Here is a 15776-nt window from a genome sequence, read left to right on the forward strand (position 1 = left end):
GTGCTCTTCGGACAGAAGTCGATCTTCGACCCGGCCCAGCTCAAGATCCAGGGCGCATCGTTCTCCGGAATCAGCCTCGGCGTCGTAACCGCGATCTTCAGCCTCGTCGGCTTCGAATGCGCGACGGCGTTTGGCGAAGAGGCCAAGGAGCCGCTGCGCACGATTCCCCGCGCAGTCATCTTCAGCCTCATCCTGACGGGAGTGTTCTTCGTATTCGTCTCGTATACCGAGGTCATCGGATTCATCGGTTATAAAACCACGCTCGACAAGATTGACGCACCCCTCAACGTGCTGGCCGAGTTGATGAGCGTGCCTTGGCTCAAGGCCCCGATTTCCGCGGGTGCGATGATCAGCTTCTTCTCGCTCGCACTGTCGTGTCTCAACTCCGGTGCCCGCATCATGTATCCGATGGGGAAGCTGGGCGTCTTCCACTCGAAAGTCGGCACCGTGCACGACACCAACGAGACTCCTCACGTCGCAGTCACGGTGATGGCCGGGCTCATCTTCCTGGTCCCGGTGCTGCTGACGACGGTGTTTGGCCTCGCGATCCTTGACGCCTTCAACGACGCCGGCACCTTCGGCGCGTTCGGATTTCTCGGCGCGTATTTCCTGATCTCGATCGCGGCGCCGATGTATCTGAAGCAGCGCGGCCAGCTCGGTGGCAAGGAAATCGGACTGTCGGCCGCAGCGGTGATACTCCTGATGGTTCCTGCCGTCGGCAGCGTGTACCCGGTGCCGTCGTGGCCGGTGAACATCTTCCCGTACATCTTCCTCGGCTACCTGGCGATCGGACTCGTATGGTTCATGATTCTGCGTACGCGGCCCGAGTTCGCGAGCACCGTCAGGCGCCGCGTCACTGCGGAGCATGAGGTGATTCCCGCTGAGCTCGATATGAGCCATCCGCCGGCAATGGAAAAAACCGAAAGTCACGCGATGGCGTGAGCGCGCTGCGCAACCCTGAACGCATACAGGTGCTATCGAAATGAGTATTCAACAGACAATCGGGCAGGGTGCCGGCGCGGAGTTGGCGCCGGTCGGTTCGGTGATTTCGCTGCGGCGGTATCCGGTGAAATCGATGATGGGTGAGGAGCTCGAAGCGGCCTATCTCAACGGCAGCGGGCTGCTGGGAGATCGCGCCTACGCCGTGATCGACTGCGCGACCGGTAAGGTCGCGAGCGCCAAGAATCCGCGCAAATGGCCGACGTTGTTCGGCTTCAAAGCAAGCTATTGCGCGCCGCCGCGGCCAGAGACTGCGATTCCGCCAGTCACGATCACGCTTCCGGATGGCGCCTCGATTCGCAGCGATTCCCTCGAAGTCACAAAGCTCCTCGCCAGCGCGCTCGCGCGCGAAGTTGCGCTGAAATGCGGCGCCGCCGAAAAGGTGACGCTCGAGGAGTACTGGCCCGACATGGACGACCTGGCCCATCGCGATATGGTGACCGACGAAGCGATGCCCGCGCAGACCTTCTTCGACTGCGCTCCCGTTCATATCGTGACGACCGCGACGCTAACCAAGCTCGCCGAACTGTATCCCGGCGGACAGTTTGATTCCGCACGCTTTCGCCCGAACATCCTGATCTCCACCGGCTCAACCGAAGCCTGGTTCATCGAGAACACTTGGGTCGGTCGCACGATCGCGATCGGTCCCGAGGTCGAGCTGAAGATAACGGGCGATACTGGCCGCTGCGTAATGACGACGCTGGCCCAGGGCGGGCTGCCGCGCGACTTGAGCGTGCTCAAAACCGCGGTGCAGCACAATCAGGGACGCGTCGGAGTTTACGCGACGGTGGTGAAGGGCGGCACGGTGCGCCATTCCGACGTGGTCCGCGTCTAAGCGCGCGCGCAAGGCGGCGGACGGTTGCGCATCTTTCCTCCGGCGCGCAGCCGTCCGCCCGTTAGTCAAAAAAACACCTTTAGGGTTGCCAAGGAGGCAATACGATGCTAACACGCGTGCATGCCGAGGACTGTTTCACGCATGATTGACTCCGCCGCATCCGAGTTGGGCGAGCGCCTCGGCCGTCTGCGCAGCGGGCGCGGATGGACGCTGGCGGAGCTCGCCAACCGCAGCGGCTTATCGAAGCCGTATTTGTCGCGGCTCGAAAGCGGTGTGCGTCAGCCCTCACTCGGCGCGCTGCTGACGCTCGCACGTGTTTATGAGACTCCGCTGCAATCGCTGGTCGATACGGGCGCGCATCAACAGTCGTCGCCGGTTGTCATTCGCGGCAGTAAGGCCAATATCCAACGCGGCAACGGGCTCCGCTATCGCGCAATCTCGAGCGGCGGCGCGCTTCAGAACCTGAGCGCCGTGCATGTCACCGTACCGCGCCGCCGGCGCCAGACCAAACTCTCGCAGCACGAGGGCGAAGAACTTCTCTATGTGCTTTCGGGCAAGTTGAATCTTGTGTTCGACAACGAAAGTCACGCCTTATTGCCCGGCGATGCCGCCCATTTCGACGCTCATCTTCCGCATAGACTCAACGCGAGCGGCGAGACCGATGCCGAGGTGCTGCTCGTCGCGTACGTTCCGAATCGCGGCAAAGGCGACGGCGCGGGCGGCACGACTCACACGCAATCGCGGCGTAAAGCCAGCGATCGTCGCGTCAAACAGGAGTTGCTGACGACGATCGCGATCTGCTCATCGCTCGACGACGCGCACGAAGAAGCTCCTCGCGCCTAGTGGCGAACTCAAATCTCGATCGTGCGGCCAATCTCGACGAAGCTCGCCGCCGGCACGGTGAAGAGATCCACCGGTCGCACCGAATTGCGAAACATGAAGTCAAAGAGCATCACCTGCCATTTCCATAGCCGTGGATGATGTTTGCCGCGCGTTGCTTCGTCACGCTCGGCGAAGTAAACCGCCTTGGTAAAATCGACGGGACAGCCGTGATCGGGCGCCGCACGCAGCGACATCGGAATGTTTGGCACTTCGTTGAATCCATAGTGCATCGTGATGTGCCAAAGTCCCTCTGCAATCGGGGTGACGCTCAAGCGATCCGCATGCGCGCAGTGCGGGTAATTTTCGAACTGAACCGTCAGCGCAACGTTCTGTTCGCGTAGCGCGCCGAAGATCGCAAAGTACTGGATCATCACCGCGGGAATTCCAGCGCGGGCACGGGTCAGGAAAATCGCAACACCGGGAACACGCGGGATCTGCCGCGCGCGTATCCGCTCGAGAAAATGCTCACTCGCTTCCTCGTTCAACGCGTAGCGCGCGTGCACGGCTTCGATTCCGGCACGCCACGTCGTCATTGCGACGAAAATTAGTGCGCCAAGAGTGAGCGGGATCCATCCGCCGCGATCGATCTTGAGCAGGTTCGCAGAGAAGAACCCCAAATCGACGATCAGCAGCAGTCCGCAGATCAGCAGTGCAAGGTAGGGCGGCCATCCCCAACGGCCGCGCATTACGTTGTACAGCAGCATTGTAGTCAGCAGCATCGTGGTCGATACTGCTGTGCCGTAAGCACCGGCGAGGTTTTCCGAGGTGCGGAAGGTGACGGTGAGCGCCACCGTCGCCAGCATCATCATCCAGTTCACCAGCGGCACGTAGATTTGTCCGTACTCATCGGCGGAGGTCTGCTTGATGCGCACGCCAGGCAGCCACCCGAGTTGCATCGCCTGGCGCGTCAGCGAAAACGAACCTGTGATGATTGCCTGGCTCGCGATAATTGTCGCCGCGGTTGCGATCGCGACGAGGGGATAGATAGACCACCGCGGCGCCAGCTCGAAAAATGGATTAACCGGCGTCGCGGGATAAGCGACAACGAGCGCCGTCTGGCCCGCGTAGTTGAGCAATAGCGCGGGCAGTACGACGCAGTACCATCCCGCTCGAATTGGACCGGCGCCGAAATGGCCCATGTCGGCGTAAAGCGCCTCGCCGCCGGTGATCGCCAGGAACACGCCGCCAAGAATGACAAAGCCGCGCCATCGGAGTTGCGCCAGCAGTTCGAGCGCATAATGCGGACTGACGGCGGCAAGCACACTCGGGTGCATCGCGATTCCGCGCACACCCAAGATCGCGAGCATCGCAAACCATACCAGCATCACTGGCCCGAAGAACCTGCCGATACTGGCAGTGCCGCGGCTCTGTATGAGAAACAGTAGGAGCAGGATTGCGCTCGCCATCAGCACGATATGCGGCTTGAAAACATCGGTCGCGACGTCCAGGCCTTCGAGCGCACTCAGCACCGAGATCGATGGCGTGATGACTCCATCGCCGTAGATCAGCGCCGCGCCGAAGAGCCCCATCACGATCAGCGCGCGGCCGCGTCCGTGCCAGTCCGTGTCGATGGACGACATGAGAGCGAGGATGCCGCCTTCGCCGTTATTGTCGGCGCGCATCACGAAGACGCAGTACTTGATCGAGATCGTAATGATGAGCGACCAGAAGAGCAGCGACAGGATGCCGACCGCGCTCTCGGACGTGAACTTGCCGCCGAAATCATCGACGATCGTCTGCATTGCATACAGCGGGCTGGTGCCGAGATCGCCAAACACGATCCCAAGCGTCGCGACCAGCACCAGCGGCGTCTTGGGATGCTCGACGGGAAAACTGCCGGTCTGTTCGCGCGCATCCATGCGTGCGTCAATCCAGCAGCATCGGACACCAGCGTCAACCGGATCAGCAGCTGCTTGGGGCTCGTCAGTGATTCGCGATTAGCAGGCGGCAAGCGGTGGCGAGATTCTCGCGCACCTGGACGGATTCGCTGCGACCGCTTACCCACATCAGCAGGTTCGCGTACCAGACGTGACCGAGGATTTCGTAGATGCCCGCGCGATCGCGCTCGCTCAGGTTCGCTAGCTCCTTGTCGATAACACGGCGCATCACGGCGAAGAGCTCGCGCCGCGGACCTTCAGCCTTGAGATCGGGAGAGAGCAGGGACTTGAGCAGGGCGCTGGCCAGCTTCGGCTCGCGCTCGAGCGCCTGCGTTGCGCGTTCGATGAAATCCATGATGCGCTCGGCAGGCTTCGCGCCCCGCGGCGGATTGCGCACCAGATGCTCCTGCAGGTCCTGCGACCAGTCGATCCAGGTCCACGCGAGCAGGTGATCTTTCGAGGAAAAGTAGCGATAGAGCGTGCCTAGCGCGACCCTCGCGTGATTCGCTACGTCGCGCATCTGCACGGCGTCGTATCCACCACGAGCCGCGAGATCCATCGCCGCCGCGACGATTCGTTTGCGCCGCGCGAGCTGGCGCGCGCTCAGCCGCTCGTTATCGGCAGGGTCTGAGACAGGCCAACTCGCCGCGACCGAGCGCGCGGATTTTCTGATCATGCGGACGCGCTAACTCCGCGCGAGCCCGCGGCGCCACCTTTCATGCGCACCGGCAGATGCTTGATGCCGTTGATAAAGTTCGAGCGCAGCCGCTTCACATCGCCCGCGAGCTCGATCGTATCGACACGCTTCACGAGTTCGTCGAAGAGCAAATTCATTTCGAGCCGCGCCAGACTCGCGCCGAGACAGAAATGCGGACCGCCGCCGCCGAACGCAACGTGTTCGTTGGGCGAGCGTGTGATATCGAACTTAAATGGATCCTTGAAGACGCTTTCGTCGCGGTTGGCCGAGATATACCAGATGCTGATCTTCTCGCCCGCCTTGAGCGCCTGCCCGCCGAGCGTCGTGTCGCGCGTAATATTGCGCCGGAAGTACATCACCGGCGACGCCCAGCGCAGGATTTCCTCGATCGCCGGCGGCACCAGCTCCGGATTCTGTCTCAGCAGCCGGTACTGATCGGGATGCTCGATCATCGTCAGCACGCCGTGGGAGAGGGCGTTGCGCGTGGTCTCGTTGCCGGCGACGGCCAGCAACAGAAAGAAAAGGTTGAAGTCCATTTCCGACAGCTGATCGCCGTCAACGTCGGAGTTGAGCAGCGTTGTCACGATGTCATCCTGCGGATGCGCCAGGCGCTGCTTGGCGAGCTCCTGCGAATACATGAACATCTCGATCGCGGCGCCGCGCGCCTGGTCGTCGCTGACTGAGTATTCGGGATCCTTGCTGCCGATCATCTTGTTGCTCCATTCGAAGACCTTGTGCCGGTCCGAAAATGGAACGCCGAGAATCTCGGCTATCACTTGAAGAGGCAGCTCGGCCGCGACTTCAAGGACAAAATCAAGTTCGCCCTTGGCGAGCGCGCGATCGACGATGGTCGTGACCATTTCCTGCAGATGCGGCTTGAGCTTCGCGATCATCCGCGGTGTAAAGCCGCGGTTGACCAGCGAGCGGTAGCGCGTGTGATCCGGCGCGTCCATCGTCAGCATCATGCGGCCCTCGTTGGAGAGCTGCTGCGAGGCCGACACGTCGTCGAGTGCGACCACGCCGCCGCGCGATTGCTCGGAAGAGTAGGTGGCGCCGTCGCGCCCGACCTCGATCACGTCGGCATAGCGCGTGACGACCCAGAAGCCCGGTCCGTTGTCAGGCTCGGGATGACGGTAGATGGGCGCGTTGTGGCGCAGGTAGGTGAACCATTCGTGGGGTACGCGGTCGGTGAAGCGATCGATATCCAGCAGATCGATTTCTTTCAGATCCACGGCCTGCTCTCCTCAAAGTAGAATGCGTTCTACTTTGCAAGTATTACAGGCGTTGAGTCAACGTTTCGCTCGACAACCGGAATGGCAAAGGCGCCGGAGAAAGTCAGCTCCGACGCCTTTGGCGATCAGAACGTGTTTCGATCGTATTGCGATCTTACTCTGCGGCGCGTCGGCGCTCGCGATGCGGATTCAGCATCGCCACCGTGCTCGCCTGCGGGCCGTTTTCTCCCAACTCCTGGTTGAATCGAACGATGCAGCCGACGACGAGTTGATCGAATCCAGGATGCAGCACACTGTTGCGATGGAAATAGATCTCGTCGCCTTCGGGCGTGAGAAGAAATCCGTAGCCCTCGCTCGCGAACAGCTTTTTGACGATACCCTCCGGGGCCTCTTCGTGGGTCTTCGTGTCGCCGCGCAGCTCACGAATATGATCTTCAATGCGGCGCCGCGCGGCGGCGAAAGACTCGCGCACCGCGACTGCGAGGTCGTCTTCGGCCTGCCTGTTGATCGTGATATCGCCGCCGGGAACCGTCAAATGTATCCGCACACGGAACGGGCCGCCGTGGCGATGATGATGGACGCCGCCTTCGACGACGACTTCGCATCCGGTAATCCGGCCGTAGAAATGCTCGAGCGCGGCGACCTTGTCGCGGATCTCCTCCTCGATGCCGGGAGAAAGAGTGAAATCGCGGGACGTTATTTTCAGCGGTCGTTGCATCGCAAGCCTCTCTTTCAAGGTGGTTTGCTCGTATCGTCGAGCGCCTCTGCTTAGCTATGAGAGCAATTAATTTGCCAAGCCGTAGAGATCGCAGACAGCCCATCCAGGGTCGCTTTTCCTTGCGCAGAGACGCCGATCACCGGAGGGAGGTGTATCCGTTCGCACCATCACTGCGGTGATGCGGAGCCATTTTGACCACTTCGTGTAGTGGCGCAAATACGAGTCGAGCCCGGCATGTGCTATCGATGATTTGATTAGGAATCGGAGACACTGACTATGTCAGCAATCGCATTCGATCTTCCCGAGGAAGTCCGCGTCGCGCGCGACGGCCTGAGCGCATTCGCACAGGCGGAAATTCTGCCCCGCCATGAGAAGCATCGCGCGCTGCTCGAAAATCCGCGCGTCCTTTATCGCGACGATGGCCGCTACTCCGACGAGGCGATCGCGCTCATCCGCGAAGTCCGCCAGCTGGCCGCCAAGGCCGGCTTCTATGGCATGTGCGTCCCGGAACACCTGGGCGGCGGCGGCCTCGGTCATCTCGCCTACTACGTGGGATGGGAAGAGTTGTTTCGTACTTGCGGTCCGCAGAACTGGCTAATGCTATACGTCATCAGCCATTGGGCCTTCGGCCCGAGCCGCTTGCTGGAGCAGGTCACGCCGCAGGCTCGCGAGCGAATCCTCGCGCCGATGATGGCGGGTGAAGCCTCGATGTGCTTCGGACTATCGGAACCAGGTGCGGGTTCCGATGCCGCTGCGCTCACCACGCACGCCACGCCCGACGGCGACGGCTGGCGCATCTCGGGCCGCAAAATCTGGACGACCAACGCGCCGATCGCCGACTACTGCATCGTATTCGCGATTACCGATGCGGCCCGCGCCGCGGCGCGCAAAGGTGGAATCTCTGCCTTCCTTATTCCGACGTCGTCGCCGGGCTTCGAAGTGCCGCGCGTCATCCAACTGTTCGGGCACATCGGCGGTGACGAAGGCGAGGTGAGTCTCGACGATGTTTTCGTGGAACCGTGGCAACTCGTAGGCGAGCTCAACCGCGGCTTCGATGCGGCGCTTTACGGCGTCTCGCTGGGTCGCATCTACAACTCGGCGCGTGCGGTCGGATACGGCAGATGGGCACTCGAGCGCGCGCTCGACTACTCAAAAGTCCGCAACGCGTTCGGAAAACCGATCGCGGAATACCAGGGCGTAACGTTCCCGCTCGCCGAGACCGCGATGGAACTGCACGCGGCGCATCTGATGGGCCTCAACGCCGCGACCTTGCTCGACAGGGGAGAGCAGGCGGTGAAGGAACTCTCGATGACGAAGGCGTATTCGGTGCAGGCCGGATTTCGCGCCGTCGATCGCGCAATACAGACGCACGGCGCGATCGGCTTCACCAACGAACTCGGGTTCCATCATGCGTGGCATGCGCTCAGGATTGTCAACGTCGCCGACGGTACTAACGAGATCCTAAATCGCACGGTCGTGCAGCGTCTGCTGAAAGGCGACACCGCCTTATAGGAAGCCACACGTCGTTCGCAATCGAAATACTTTAACTTTGGCGCAACGCGCCGATTCTGCGCGATTGCTACGATCGCCATATGCGATCGGGATGTTCCATTTGTAAAGGCGCGGTCGCCTCCTCGGATAGCTACTTCGACCAGCGCGGTTACCTCTATCACGAGCGATGCCTGCCGACCTGTAGCGATTGCGGCGGCGCAATCACGGCGCGCAACTGCCGAGGCGTTTGGAAAGACGTGGAATGGATGGCAAGGCATCGCATCTGCCCAGTCGAAGAAAACCGCGAACGCGACACGTGATCGCGATCTGACCGGCAGGTTGGAGGATCACTCTTTGCCGAAGTCGGTTGGATAGAAGCTCAATTCCAGCTCGGCTCTGTACGCATTGATGATCTCGATGCTCGCCGACGGAACGTCGAGCGTCGGCGCGTAAGCGTCGTGCATGACACCAGCGGTGATTACAACTTTGCACTCGCTCGGCAGGACCGCGACCAGGTCCTCGGGAGGCAATAGCTTCGCGAGCCGTGCGATATGAACCTCGACCGGATTGTTCTTCGGCTCGTCGGAGTCCAAGCGCCAAGTCGTTTCCTGCCACTTTTCATCGCCTCTGGGTGTCTTACGCGGCGAACCTTTGTCGTGGGAGCTCGCGGCTGATGGTTCGTACCTTAATGCTGCCGACAATTCGGCAAGCGACATCGAAGCGCTGAGGATATCCAGCGAGACCAGCAGCTCCCTGCGCATCAATCTTCAGTATCGAACAGCGATCTTAGGCGCTCGCCGAATGTTTTTGTTTTTGGCTTGGCCGGAGCCGCCGGAACGCCGTCGAGTTGCATCAATAGCTGGCGGCCCAGAGCAGTCGGATTGATCGGAGTTGGCACGCCGGTATCGTCGACTACGCCGAGTTCGGCGTCGCGGCCCTGGTTGAATTCGTTGGTCAGGATCGCGACGCCGACTTTTTCTTCCGGCATGAAGCCGATCCATGCCGAGAACCCCCCGCGCATCGAGGCGCCGTTCTTCGACACGATCACCGGGACATCCGGATCCTTGCTGAAGACCTCCCATCCGAGACCCATGTTGAAGCGCTGATCGGGATCGGTCATGAACCAGATGCGGTGGGTGACGCGCAGCGCCTCGGCCAGATGCGGCGGGATCGTTTTGTCGAGCACACCGATATTCGCCTTGAGCCATATCAGCATGTCATGTCCGCTCGACTTGATGTCAGTTTCATCCATGTCGACAGCGGTTTTGCGCACGAATCCCTGGGCAAGGGGGACTCCGCTCGGGATCTGCGTGAACGTATGCGTCATCGCAAGTGGGCCCGTGATGTCCTCCCTCAGAAGCTCCGGAAAGGTCGGCTTGCTGTCCGGCCCTTCGAGCGCATAGCCGAGCGTCACATAACCGACGTTCGAGTAGAGAATCTCGGGCGGGTAGGGGGGCTTGAGAAAGTCTTCCCACCACTTGATTAGATCGGGCGAGGGCGGCTTGCCGGCATAGAGCTCGGTTCCGGGATGGCCCGGGATTCGGCTTGGGAACGACGATGTATGCGTCGCGAGCTCGAGCAGCGTCACCTTCCTGATCCCGCGGCCGTACTCCTTCACGTCCGACGGCAGATAGTCGCAGACGCACGCATTGATGTTCTTGAGAGGAGGCTTGCCGCCTTCGCCAATCGTCTGGTACGCGAGCATCGCCGCCGTCATCGTCTTGGTCACCGAACCGATGCCGAAGACCAAATCCGGCGTGACCTTGTTCGGCGGATCGTTGCCGTCGTCGCCATAAGTCAGCAGGTACTCTTTTCCTTTGACATACACGGCAATGGCGACGCCGTGCGTGTCGGTCCGCTCCATGTACGGCTTGACCATCTGCTCGACAATCGCGGGCGGATTCGGTGGCGGCGCTCCCTGCATCGCAGTCCTCCTCGAAACCCCGTTAGACAAGCAAGTGCGGCGACCGCAATGCAAGCGATGGCGTGGCGGCTCTCAATCGAACACTCGTAAGGTAAGCCGATTCGGTTTCCTCCCCTTGCCTGTGCATGATATTTGATTGTCTTCACGCGGTGGCTTGAATTCAGGCCGCGGCGGCCGAGGAGGATTGAGTGTTTTCATCGATCGAGGACGTAATCGAGCGCTTTGCGCAGAACAACTATATCGCCAGCCGCCGCATTGCGACCGTTGTCTATCTCGCAAGCGCGATGAAGAAGCCGATCCTCGTTGAAGGTCCGGCCGGAGTTGGCAAAACCGATCTCGCCAAGGTGCTCGCCGCATCGCTGGGTCTCGATATGATCCGGCTCCAGTGCTACGAGGGCCTCGACGAAGGCAAGGCGCTCTACGAATGGGAGTATGCCAAGCAGCTTCTCTATACTCAGATCCTGAAAGATAAAATTGGCGAGGTGCTGGAAGGCGCCAAGGGCATGAAAGAGGCGGTCGATCGGATCGCGCGCGAAGACGAAGTCTTCTTCTCGGAGCGCTTCGTGCTGCCGCGTCCGCTGCTCAAGGCGATCTCGAGCGAGAAGCAGAGCGTGCTTCTGATCGACGAGATCGACAAGGCCGACGCCGAGTTCGAGGCCTTCCTGCTCGAGCTGTTGTCGGATTTCCAGGTCACCGTGCCTGAGCTCGGAACCCTCAAGGCCAAGCATCTGCCGCTCGTCATCCTCACCTCGAACAACGCGCGCGAGATGTCCGACGCGCTCAAGCGCCGATGCCTTCATCTATATATCGACTTCCCCGATCGCGCCCAGGAACTCGCGATCATCAAGCTCAAGGTGCCCGAAGCCGCGCAGAAGCTGGCCGATGAAGTTGTCACCGTCGTGCAGTCGCTGCGCAAGCTCGATCTCAAGAAGACGCCCGGCATCAGCGAGACGCTCGATTGGGTAAAGGCGCTCACGCTGCTCAACGTGCAGAATCTCGATCAGGAGCTGGTGAACGAGACGCTCGACACGATCGTCAAGTACGAAGGCGACGTGCGCAAAGCGCAGGAAGAGCTCAAGGATTACGTCCGGCGGGTGCGCGCGCGACGCGGCGGCACCGAGACCGGCAGCGACAAGGATTTGCTGAACTAGGGCACACGCGATCCGAGGACGCGGAGGCCGCATGCAGGAAAAACTGGTCGAATTCGCAAATTTACTCCGTGAAAACGGCGTGCGTGTATCGCTCGCCGAGACGCTCGACGCCTTCGGCGCATCGGAAGTCACCGGACTCGGAGAGCGCGATATTTTTCGCTCCGCGCTGCGCTCGACGATGATCAAGCGCGCGAGCGAGCTGCCCGTTTTCGAAGAGCTGTTCGACGTCTATTTCTCCGGCCTTGGCGAGATCATCAAGCAGGCGAGCCAGGCCGTGCAGAATGCGCTCTCGATGTCCGACAAGGAATTTCAGAAGTTCCTCGAAGACATCGAGGAGATGCTGAAGAAAGAGGGCAAGAATCTTTCCGAGCTCGCCAAGCAGCTCCTGGAGAATAATTCCGGCGCGATCGAAAAGGCGCTCCAGGAAGCGGCGCGCGCGGTCAAGCTCCAGGGGATCGAGCGCACCATCGAGGAGAATTATTTCGCCCGCGCGCTCGCCCGTCAGCTCGGTCTCGACAAGATCGAAGCCGAGATCAAAGAGCTGCGCGAGCAGCTCGAGAAGATGGACATGGGCTCCGCGCTCAAGGCGAAGATGGAAGAGTATCTCGAGCGGCGGCTGAAAGCGCTCGAGGACATCATCCGCCGCTACGTGCGGATGGAGCGCGAGAAGCGCGACATCAAGCAGAAAGACGATCCGCGCCAGAGCCAGATCGGCGAGAAGAGCTTCTACTATCTGACCGAGGAAGAGCTGCGCAAAATGAACGAGGCGGTGCTGCGCCTCGCCCAGCGCCTGAAGAACGTCATCACCGTGCGCCGCAAGCGCGCCAAGAAGGGCCGCTTCGATATCAAGCGCACGCTGCGCAGCAATCTCCAAACCGGCGGCGTGCCGTTCAAGCTGCGCTTCGAGCGGCGCAAGAAAGAGAAGCCGCAGGTCGTCATCCTGTGCGACGTGTCGGATTCGGTGCGCAACGCTTCGCGCTTCATGCTGCAGTTCGTGTACTCGCTGCAGGATCTCTACTCGCGCGTGCGCAGTTATATCTTCGTCGCGGATATCGGCGAGGTCACCGATCACTTCCGCAACAACGATGTAAAAGATGCGTTGGATGTCGCGCTCAAGGGCGATATCATCAACGTGTACGCGCATTCGAATTTCGGTTACGCATTTCGCAGTTTCGTTTCGGATCATATTGGAGCGATCAACAAGCGCACGACGGTGATCGTGCTGGGCGACGCGCGCAACAACTACAATCTGCCGCACGACTGGTGCCTGCGTGAAATCAAGCAGCGCGCCAAGCGCGTCATCTGGCTCAATCCCGAGAGCCGCAATACCTGGGGCTTCGGCGACAGCGAGATGGATCGCTACGCCGTTCATTGTGATTTGGTAGAAGAGTGCCGCAATCTCAACCAGTTGTACCGCGTGGTGGATCGCTTGGTCGCAAGCTAAGAGCGCTGCGACAGGCGCTCGATCGGTTCATCAGGTTGACCATTGGACGGCTTTGGTCCAAGATTAATTTACCGAAGGCAGCACGGCCGATAAGCACGACGCGTCGCGCCGTCGAAGGACATTCAAAAGCGAGCCACTTTATGGCCGGTCATAGGGAAGATTTCATTCTGATGATGGTCGGTGGGATCACACTCGACCCTTCCACCAAGATGCCGATCGTCGTGCTGAAAGACCCCGACAACAAGCTCAATCTTCCCATCTGGATCGGCCCCCTCGAAGCGACTGCGATGGCGACCGAGCTCGAGGGTATCAAGCCTCAGCGCCCGATGACTCACGATCTGCTGCGCAACCTGTTGTCCGAATTTGGCGCGACGGTGGAGTCCGCCGAAATCACCGAGCTGCGCGACAATACTTACTACGCGCGGATCAATATGAAGACGCGCGAGGGCAGGGCGCTCGAGATCGATTCGCGTCCCTCCGACGCGATCGCGCTCGCGCTGCGCACCAAGTCACCCATTTACGTCGCCAAGAAGGTCCTTGAAGATTCCAGCGAGTTGCACGAGTCGCAGGGCGAGGCGACCGATGGCGGCGGCGCTAACGATCAGAACCTGGCCGGCGTATCGCGCGACAAATGGTCCGAGATTCTCGAGCGGATGTCGCCGGAAGATTTCAAATACAAAATGTAAGGAGAGCGGGGCGCCGGTCCTGCCTTCGATACCTGTCCTAACGGGCGGCGCCCGTCGAGAGTGATCAACGGATGCCGTCATCCAGTCAACATAAACTCACCCGCAAGGAACTGAAGCAGCCCGACGAGTTCGAGTCGCTGCTCGACAATATCGGCACCTTCGTCGTGGAAAATCTCCAGCAGGTGCTGGTTTCGCTCGGCGTGGTGGCCGCCGTCGGCGCGATCGCGCTCGGGGTTTATTACTACGAGGCGCATCGCGACGCCGTCGCCGGCGAGCAATTCTACACCGCCCTCGATCGGCTCAAGTCGAAGAACTACAAGGATGCCGAGGCGGGCTTCTCCAAGCTCGCCGACCAGGAGCCGGGCCGCCAGCTCGGCAAGCTCGCGCGCTTCTATCTCGCCAACGCCTACCTCGAAGATAACAATCTGCCACAAGCGCGTGACACGTTCGCCCAGTTCGTCAGCGAGGATCACGATCCGCTCTACATGAACCTCGCGCTGACCAATCTCGGCGTCATCTACGAGCGAATGGGCGATTACAAAAAGGCCGCGAGCGCCTACGGCCAGGCCGCCAGCGTTCCCGGACCCGAGCAGATGCGCGCCGAGATCAGCGTCGCGCGAGTGCTGGCGAAAGCCGGCGATAAGCAGGGCGCGATCGCCGCCTACCGAGGCTTCCTCGCTGCGCATCCATACGCCCAGCAACGCCAGGACGTCCAGGAATCGCTGGCAGAACTCGGCGCGACGGACACCGCGTCGGCATCATCAGCCTCAACCATCCCTGCGACATCGATCAAATCCGGCGCCTTCACCGCCACCCCGCACTAACATCCAGTCATCCCAATCACTGCCACTCCGTCATCCTGAGAGTCGGTGAAAAAATGGCTTTTCCGTCATTTTGATTGTTGGCTGCCATCTAGAGTACTTTCGCTCTTCTTCTCGACTACCGCGCCGCCTGCGCGCCGGATCCCTTCAACTCGTTGTTGATCACGTACTGCATCGACTTGTTGTCGGGCAGCCCAACCACCGGGATCCCATTCACAAAGAATGTCGGCGTTGAGTTGACGTGCAGCGCCTCGCCATCGGCCCGATCCTGTGTCACGCGCGCCGCGCCCGCCGTTGTCATGCAGGCGTTGATCGCGGAGTCATCGAGCTTGAGCTTGTGCGCGATCTTGCTGATATGGTCGTTGACGTTGCCGGGATTGATCGATCCCTGGTTCTCGTAGAAGTACCGCGCGAAGCCCCAGAACGCCTCCGGGTTCTGCAGCCGCGCGCACTCGGCAGCCTGCGCCGCCTTGATCGCCCACGGATGCACGTTCAGCGGGTAGTTCTTGTAGATGAGCTTGATCTTGCCCTTGTAGTCCGTGTTGACCAGCGTCTCCATCACGCTGAACGCATGCGCGCAGTAGGGGCACTCGAAGTCGGCGAACTCGACGATCGTTACCGGCGCGTTGGCCGGTCCCATCGTGCCGTGATCGTCGAGATGCACCTTGCTCATGTCCTGGCGGTCCCACGGATCCTTGGTGAGGTCGAGCACGCCCTCGGCGATAATCGCCTTGGTCTGCTCCTTGTTGAGGAAGAGCAGGCTGGAGCCGGTCTGACCTTTGTCGTTGGTGATCATGACCTGGCGGGCGTAGAGGTCGTCGATACCGGCCGGGACCATGGGGCTGAGGCTGATCTTGGCGCCTTCGCCAATCTTAAAGCGTTTCTTAAGAAAATCGATCAGCGTCGCATCCTGGCTGGGCGTGGTGGCGATAGCACCCGGCGGGCTCGCCCGCAGCATCTCCGGCGGCATCTGCGCCGCCGCAATCCCAACGGACGCAACGATTCCAACCATCAAAAAC

The 15776-nt window shown here is 60.7% G+C and carries 15 protein-coding genes; 8 read left to right on the forward strand and 7 right to left on the reverse strand.

The features are described from left to right. From VMA09_05710 to VMA09_05720, 3 genes are all read left to right on the forward strand, one after another. A partial coding sequence (locus VMA09_05710; protein ID HUA33081.1) for an APC family permease occupies window positions 1-942 on the forward strand: 942 nt, incomplete at its 5' end. Between the two features lie 40 nt (window positions 943-982). Continuing rightward, window positions 983-1834 (forward strand): MOSC domain-containing protein, encoded by an 852-nt coding sequence (locus VMA09_05715; protein HUA33082.1) that lies wholly within the window; start codon window positions 983-985, stop codon window positions 1832-1834. 141 nt (window positions 1835-1975) lie between these two features. Then, complete coding sequence (locus VMA09_05720) at window positions 1976-2677, forward strand: XRE family transcriptional regulator (protein ID HUA33083.1); 702 nt, start codon at window positions 1976-1978, stop codon at window positions 2675-2677. A gap of 8 nt (window positions 2678-2685) precedes the next feature. On the opposite strand, the gene VMA09_05725 is transcribed toward VMA09_05720, so the two are convergent. The 4 genes from VMA09_05725 to VMA09_05740 form a co-directional block, all read right to left on the reverse strand. Beyond that, window positions 2686-4575 carry a KUP/HAK/KT family potassium transporter gene (locus VMA09_05725; GenBank protein ID HUA33084.1) on the reverse strand — a complete coding sequence of 630 codons (1890 nt, stop codon included), beginning with the start codon at window positions 4573-4575 and terminating at the stop codon, window positions 2686-2688. A gap of 64 nt (window positions 4576-4639) precedes the next feature. After that, window positions 4640-5269 (reverse strand): TetR family transcriptional regulator, encoded by a 630-nt coding sequence (locus tag VMA09_05730; GenBank protein HUA33085.1) that lies wholly within the window; start codon window positions 5267-5269, stop codon window positions 4640-4642. Continuing rightward, window positions 5266-6522, reverse strand: coding sequence for a cytochrome P450 (locus tag VMA09_05735; protein HUA33086.1), 1257 nt, complete (start codon window positions 6520-6522; stop codon window positions 5266-5268). Before VMA09_05735 ends, VMA09_05730 begins: the two co-directional genes overlap by 4 nt. Window positions 6523-6676: 154 nt before the next feature. Continuing rightward, window positions 6677-7240 carry an HPF/RaiA family ribosome-associated protein gene (locus tag VMA09_05740; protein ID HUA33087.1) on the reverse strand — a complete coding sequence of 188 codons (564 nt, stop codon included), beginning with the start codon at window positions 7238-7240 and terminating at the stop codon, window positions 6677-6679. Window positions 7241-7516: 276 nt separating this feature from the next. Here VMA09_05740 and VMA09_05745 point away from each other — a divergent pair, with 276 nt between their 5' ends. Then, window positions 7517-8752 (forward strand): acyl-CoA dehydrogenase family protein, encoded by a 1236-nt coding sequence (locus tag VMA09_05745; protein ID HUA33088.1) that lies wholly within the window; start codon window positions 7517-7519, stop codon window positions 8750-8752. Between the two features lie 326 nt (window positions 8753-9078). On the opposite strand, the gene VMA09_05750 is transcribed toward VMA09_05745, so the two are convergent. Both VMA09_05750 and VMA09_05755 read right to left on the reverse strand, forming a co-directional pair. Beyond that, window positions 9079-9492, reverse strand: coding sequence for a DUF4279 domain-containing protein (locus VMA09_05750; GenBank protein HUA33089.1), 414 nt, complete (start codon window positions 9490-9492; stop codon window positions 9079-9081). Beyond that, window positions 9492-10655, reverse strand: a complete 1164-nt coding sequence (locus VMA09_05755) for a serine hydrolase (protein ID HUA33090.1) — start codon at window positions 10653-10655, stop codon at window positions 9492-9494. The genes VMA09_05750 and VMA09_05755 overlap by 1 nt, the downstream gene beginning before the upstream one ends. Before the next feature lie 188 nt (window positions 10656-10843). Between VMA09_05755 and VMA09_05760 the strand changes: the two genes are divergently transcribed. From VMA09_05760 to VMA09_05775, 4 genes are all read left to right on the forward strand, one after another. Further along, window positions 10844-11806, forward strand: a complete 963-nt coding sequence (locus VMA09_05760; protein HUA33091.1) for a MoxR family ATPase — start codon at window positions 10844-10846, stop codon at window positions 11804-11806. Between the two features lie 31 nt (window positions 11807-11837). Beyond that, window positions 11838-13250, forward strand: a complete 1413-nt coding sequence (locus VMA09_05765; GenBank protein ID HUA33092.1) for a VWA domain-containing protein — start codon at window positions 11838-11840, stop codon at window positions 13248-13250. A gap of 140 nt (window positions 13251-13390) precedes the next feature. Further along, complete coding sequence (locus VMA09_05770; GenBank protein HUA33093.1) at window positions 13391-13936, forward strand: bifunctional nuclease family protein; 546 nt, start codon at window positions 13391-13393, stop codon at window positions 13934-13936. Window positions 13937-14007: 71 nt separating this feature from the next. Beyond that, window positions 14008-14760 carry a tetratricopeptide repeat protein gene (locus tag VMA09_05775; GenBank protein ID HUA33094.1) on the forward strand — a complete coding sequence of 251 codons (753 nt, stop codon included), beginning with the start codon at window positions 14008-14010 and terminating at the stop codon, window positions 14758-14760. Window positions 14761-14875: 115 nt separating this feature from the next. Here the strand turns inward: VMA09_05775 and VMA09_05780 are convergent. Next, a partial coding sequence (locus VMA09_05780) for a thioredoxin domain-containing protein (protein ID HUA33095.1) occupies window positions 14876-15776 on the reverse strand: 901 nt, incomplete at its 5' end.

It is taken from the genome of Candidatus Binataceae bacterium (assembly GCA_035508495.1).
GTDB lineage: Bacteria > Desulfobacterota > Binatia > Binatales > Binataceae > JASHPB01.

Coding starts and splice junctions, on each gene's coding strand:
- VMA09_05715 (HUA33082.1), top strand. CDS start 983: ATGAGTATTCAACAGACAATCGGGCAGGGTGCCGGCGCGGAGTTGGCG.
- VMA09_05720 (HUA33083.1), top strand. CDS start 1,976: ATGATTGACTCCGCCGCATCCGAGTTGGGCGAGCGCCTCGGCCGTCTG.
- VMA09_05725 (HUA33084.1), bottom strand. CDS start 4,575: ATGGATGCGCGCGAACAGACCGGCAGTTTTCCCGTCGAGCATCCCAAG.
- VMA09_05730 (HUA33085.1), bottom strand. CDS start 5,269: ATGATCAGAAAATCCGCGCGCTCGGTCGCGGCGAGTTGGCCTGTCTCA.
- VMA09_05740 (HUA33087.1), bottom strand. CDS start 7,240: ATGCAACGACCGCTGAAAATAACGTCCCGCGATTTCACTCTTTCTCCC.
- VMA09_05745 (HUA33088.1), top strand. CDS start 7,517: ATGTCAGCAATCGCATTCGATCTTCCCGAGGAAGTCCGCGTCGCGCGC.
- VMA09_05750 (HUA33089.1), bottom strand. CDS start 9,492: ATGCGCAGGGAGCTGCTGGTCTCGCTGGATATCCTCAGCGCTTCGATG.
- VMA09_05755 (HUA33090.1), bottom strand. CDS start 10,655: ATGCAGGGAGCGCCGCCACCGAATCCGCCCGCGATTGTCGAGCAGATG.
- VMA09_05765 (HUA33092.1), top strand. CDS start 11,838: ATGCAGGAAAAACTGGTCGAATTCGCAAATTTACTCCGTGAAAACGGC.
- VMA09_05770 (HUA33093.1), top strand. CDS start 13,391: ATGGCCGGTCATAGGGAAGATTTCATTCTGATGATGGTCGGTGGGATC.
- VMA09_05775 (HUA33094.1), top strand. CDS start 14,008: ATGCCGTCATCCAGTCAACATAAACTCACCCGCAAGGAACTGAAGCAG.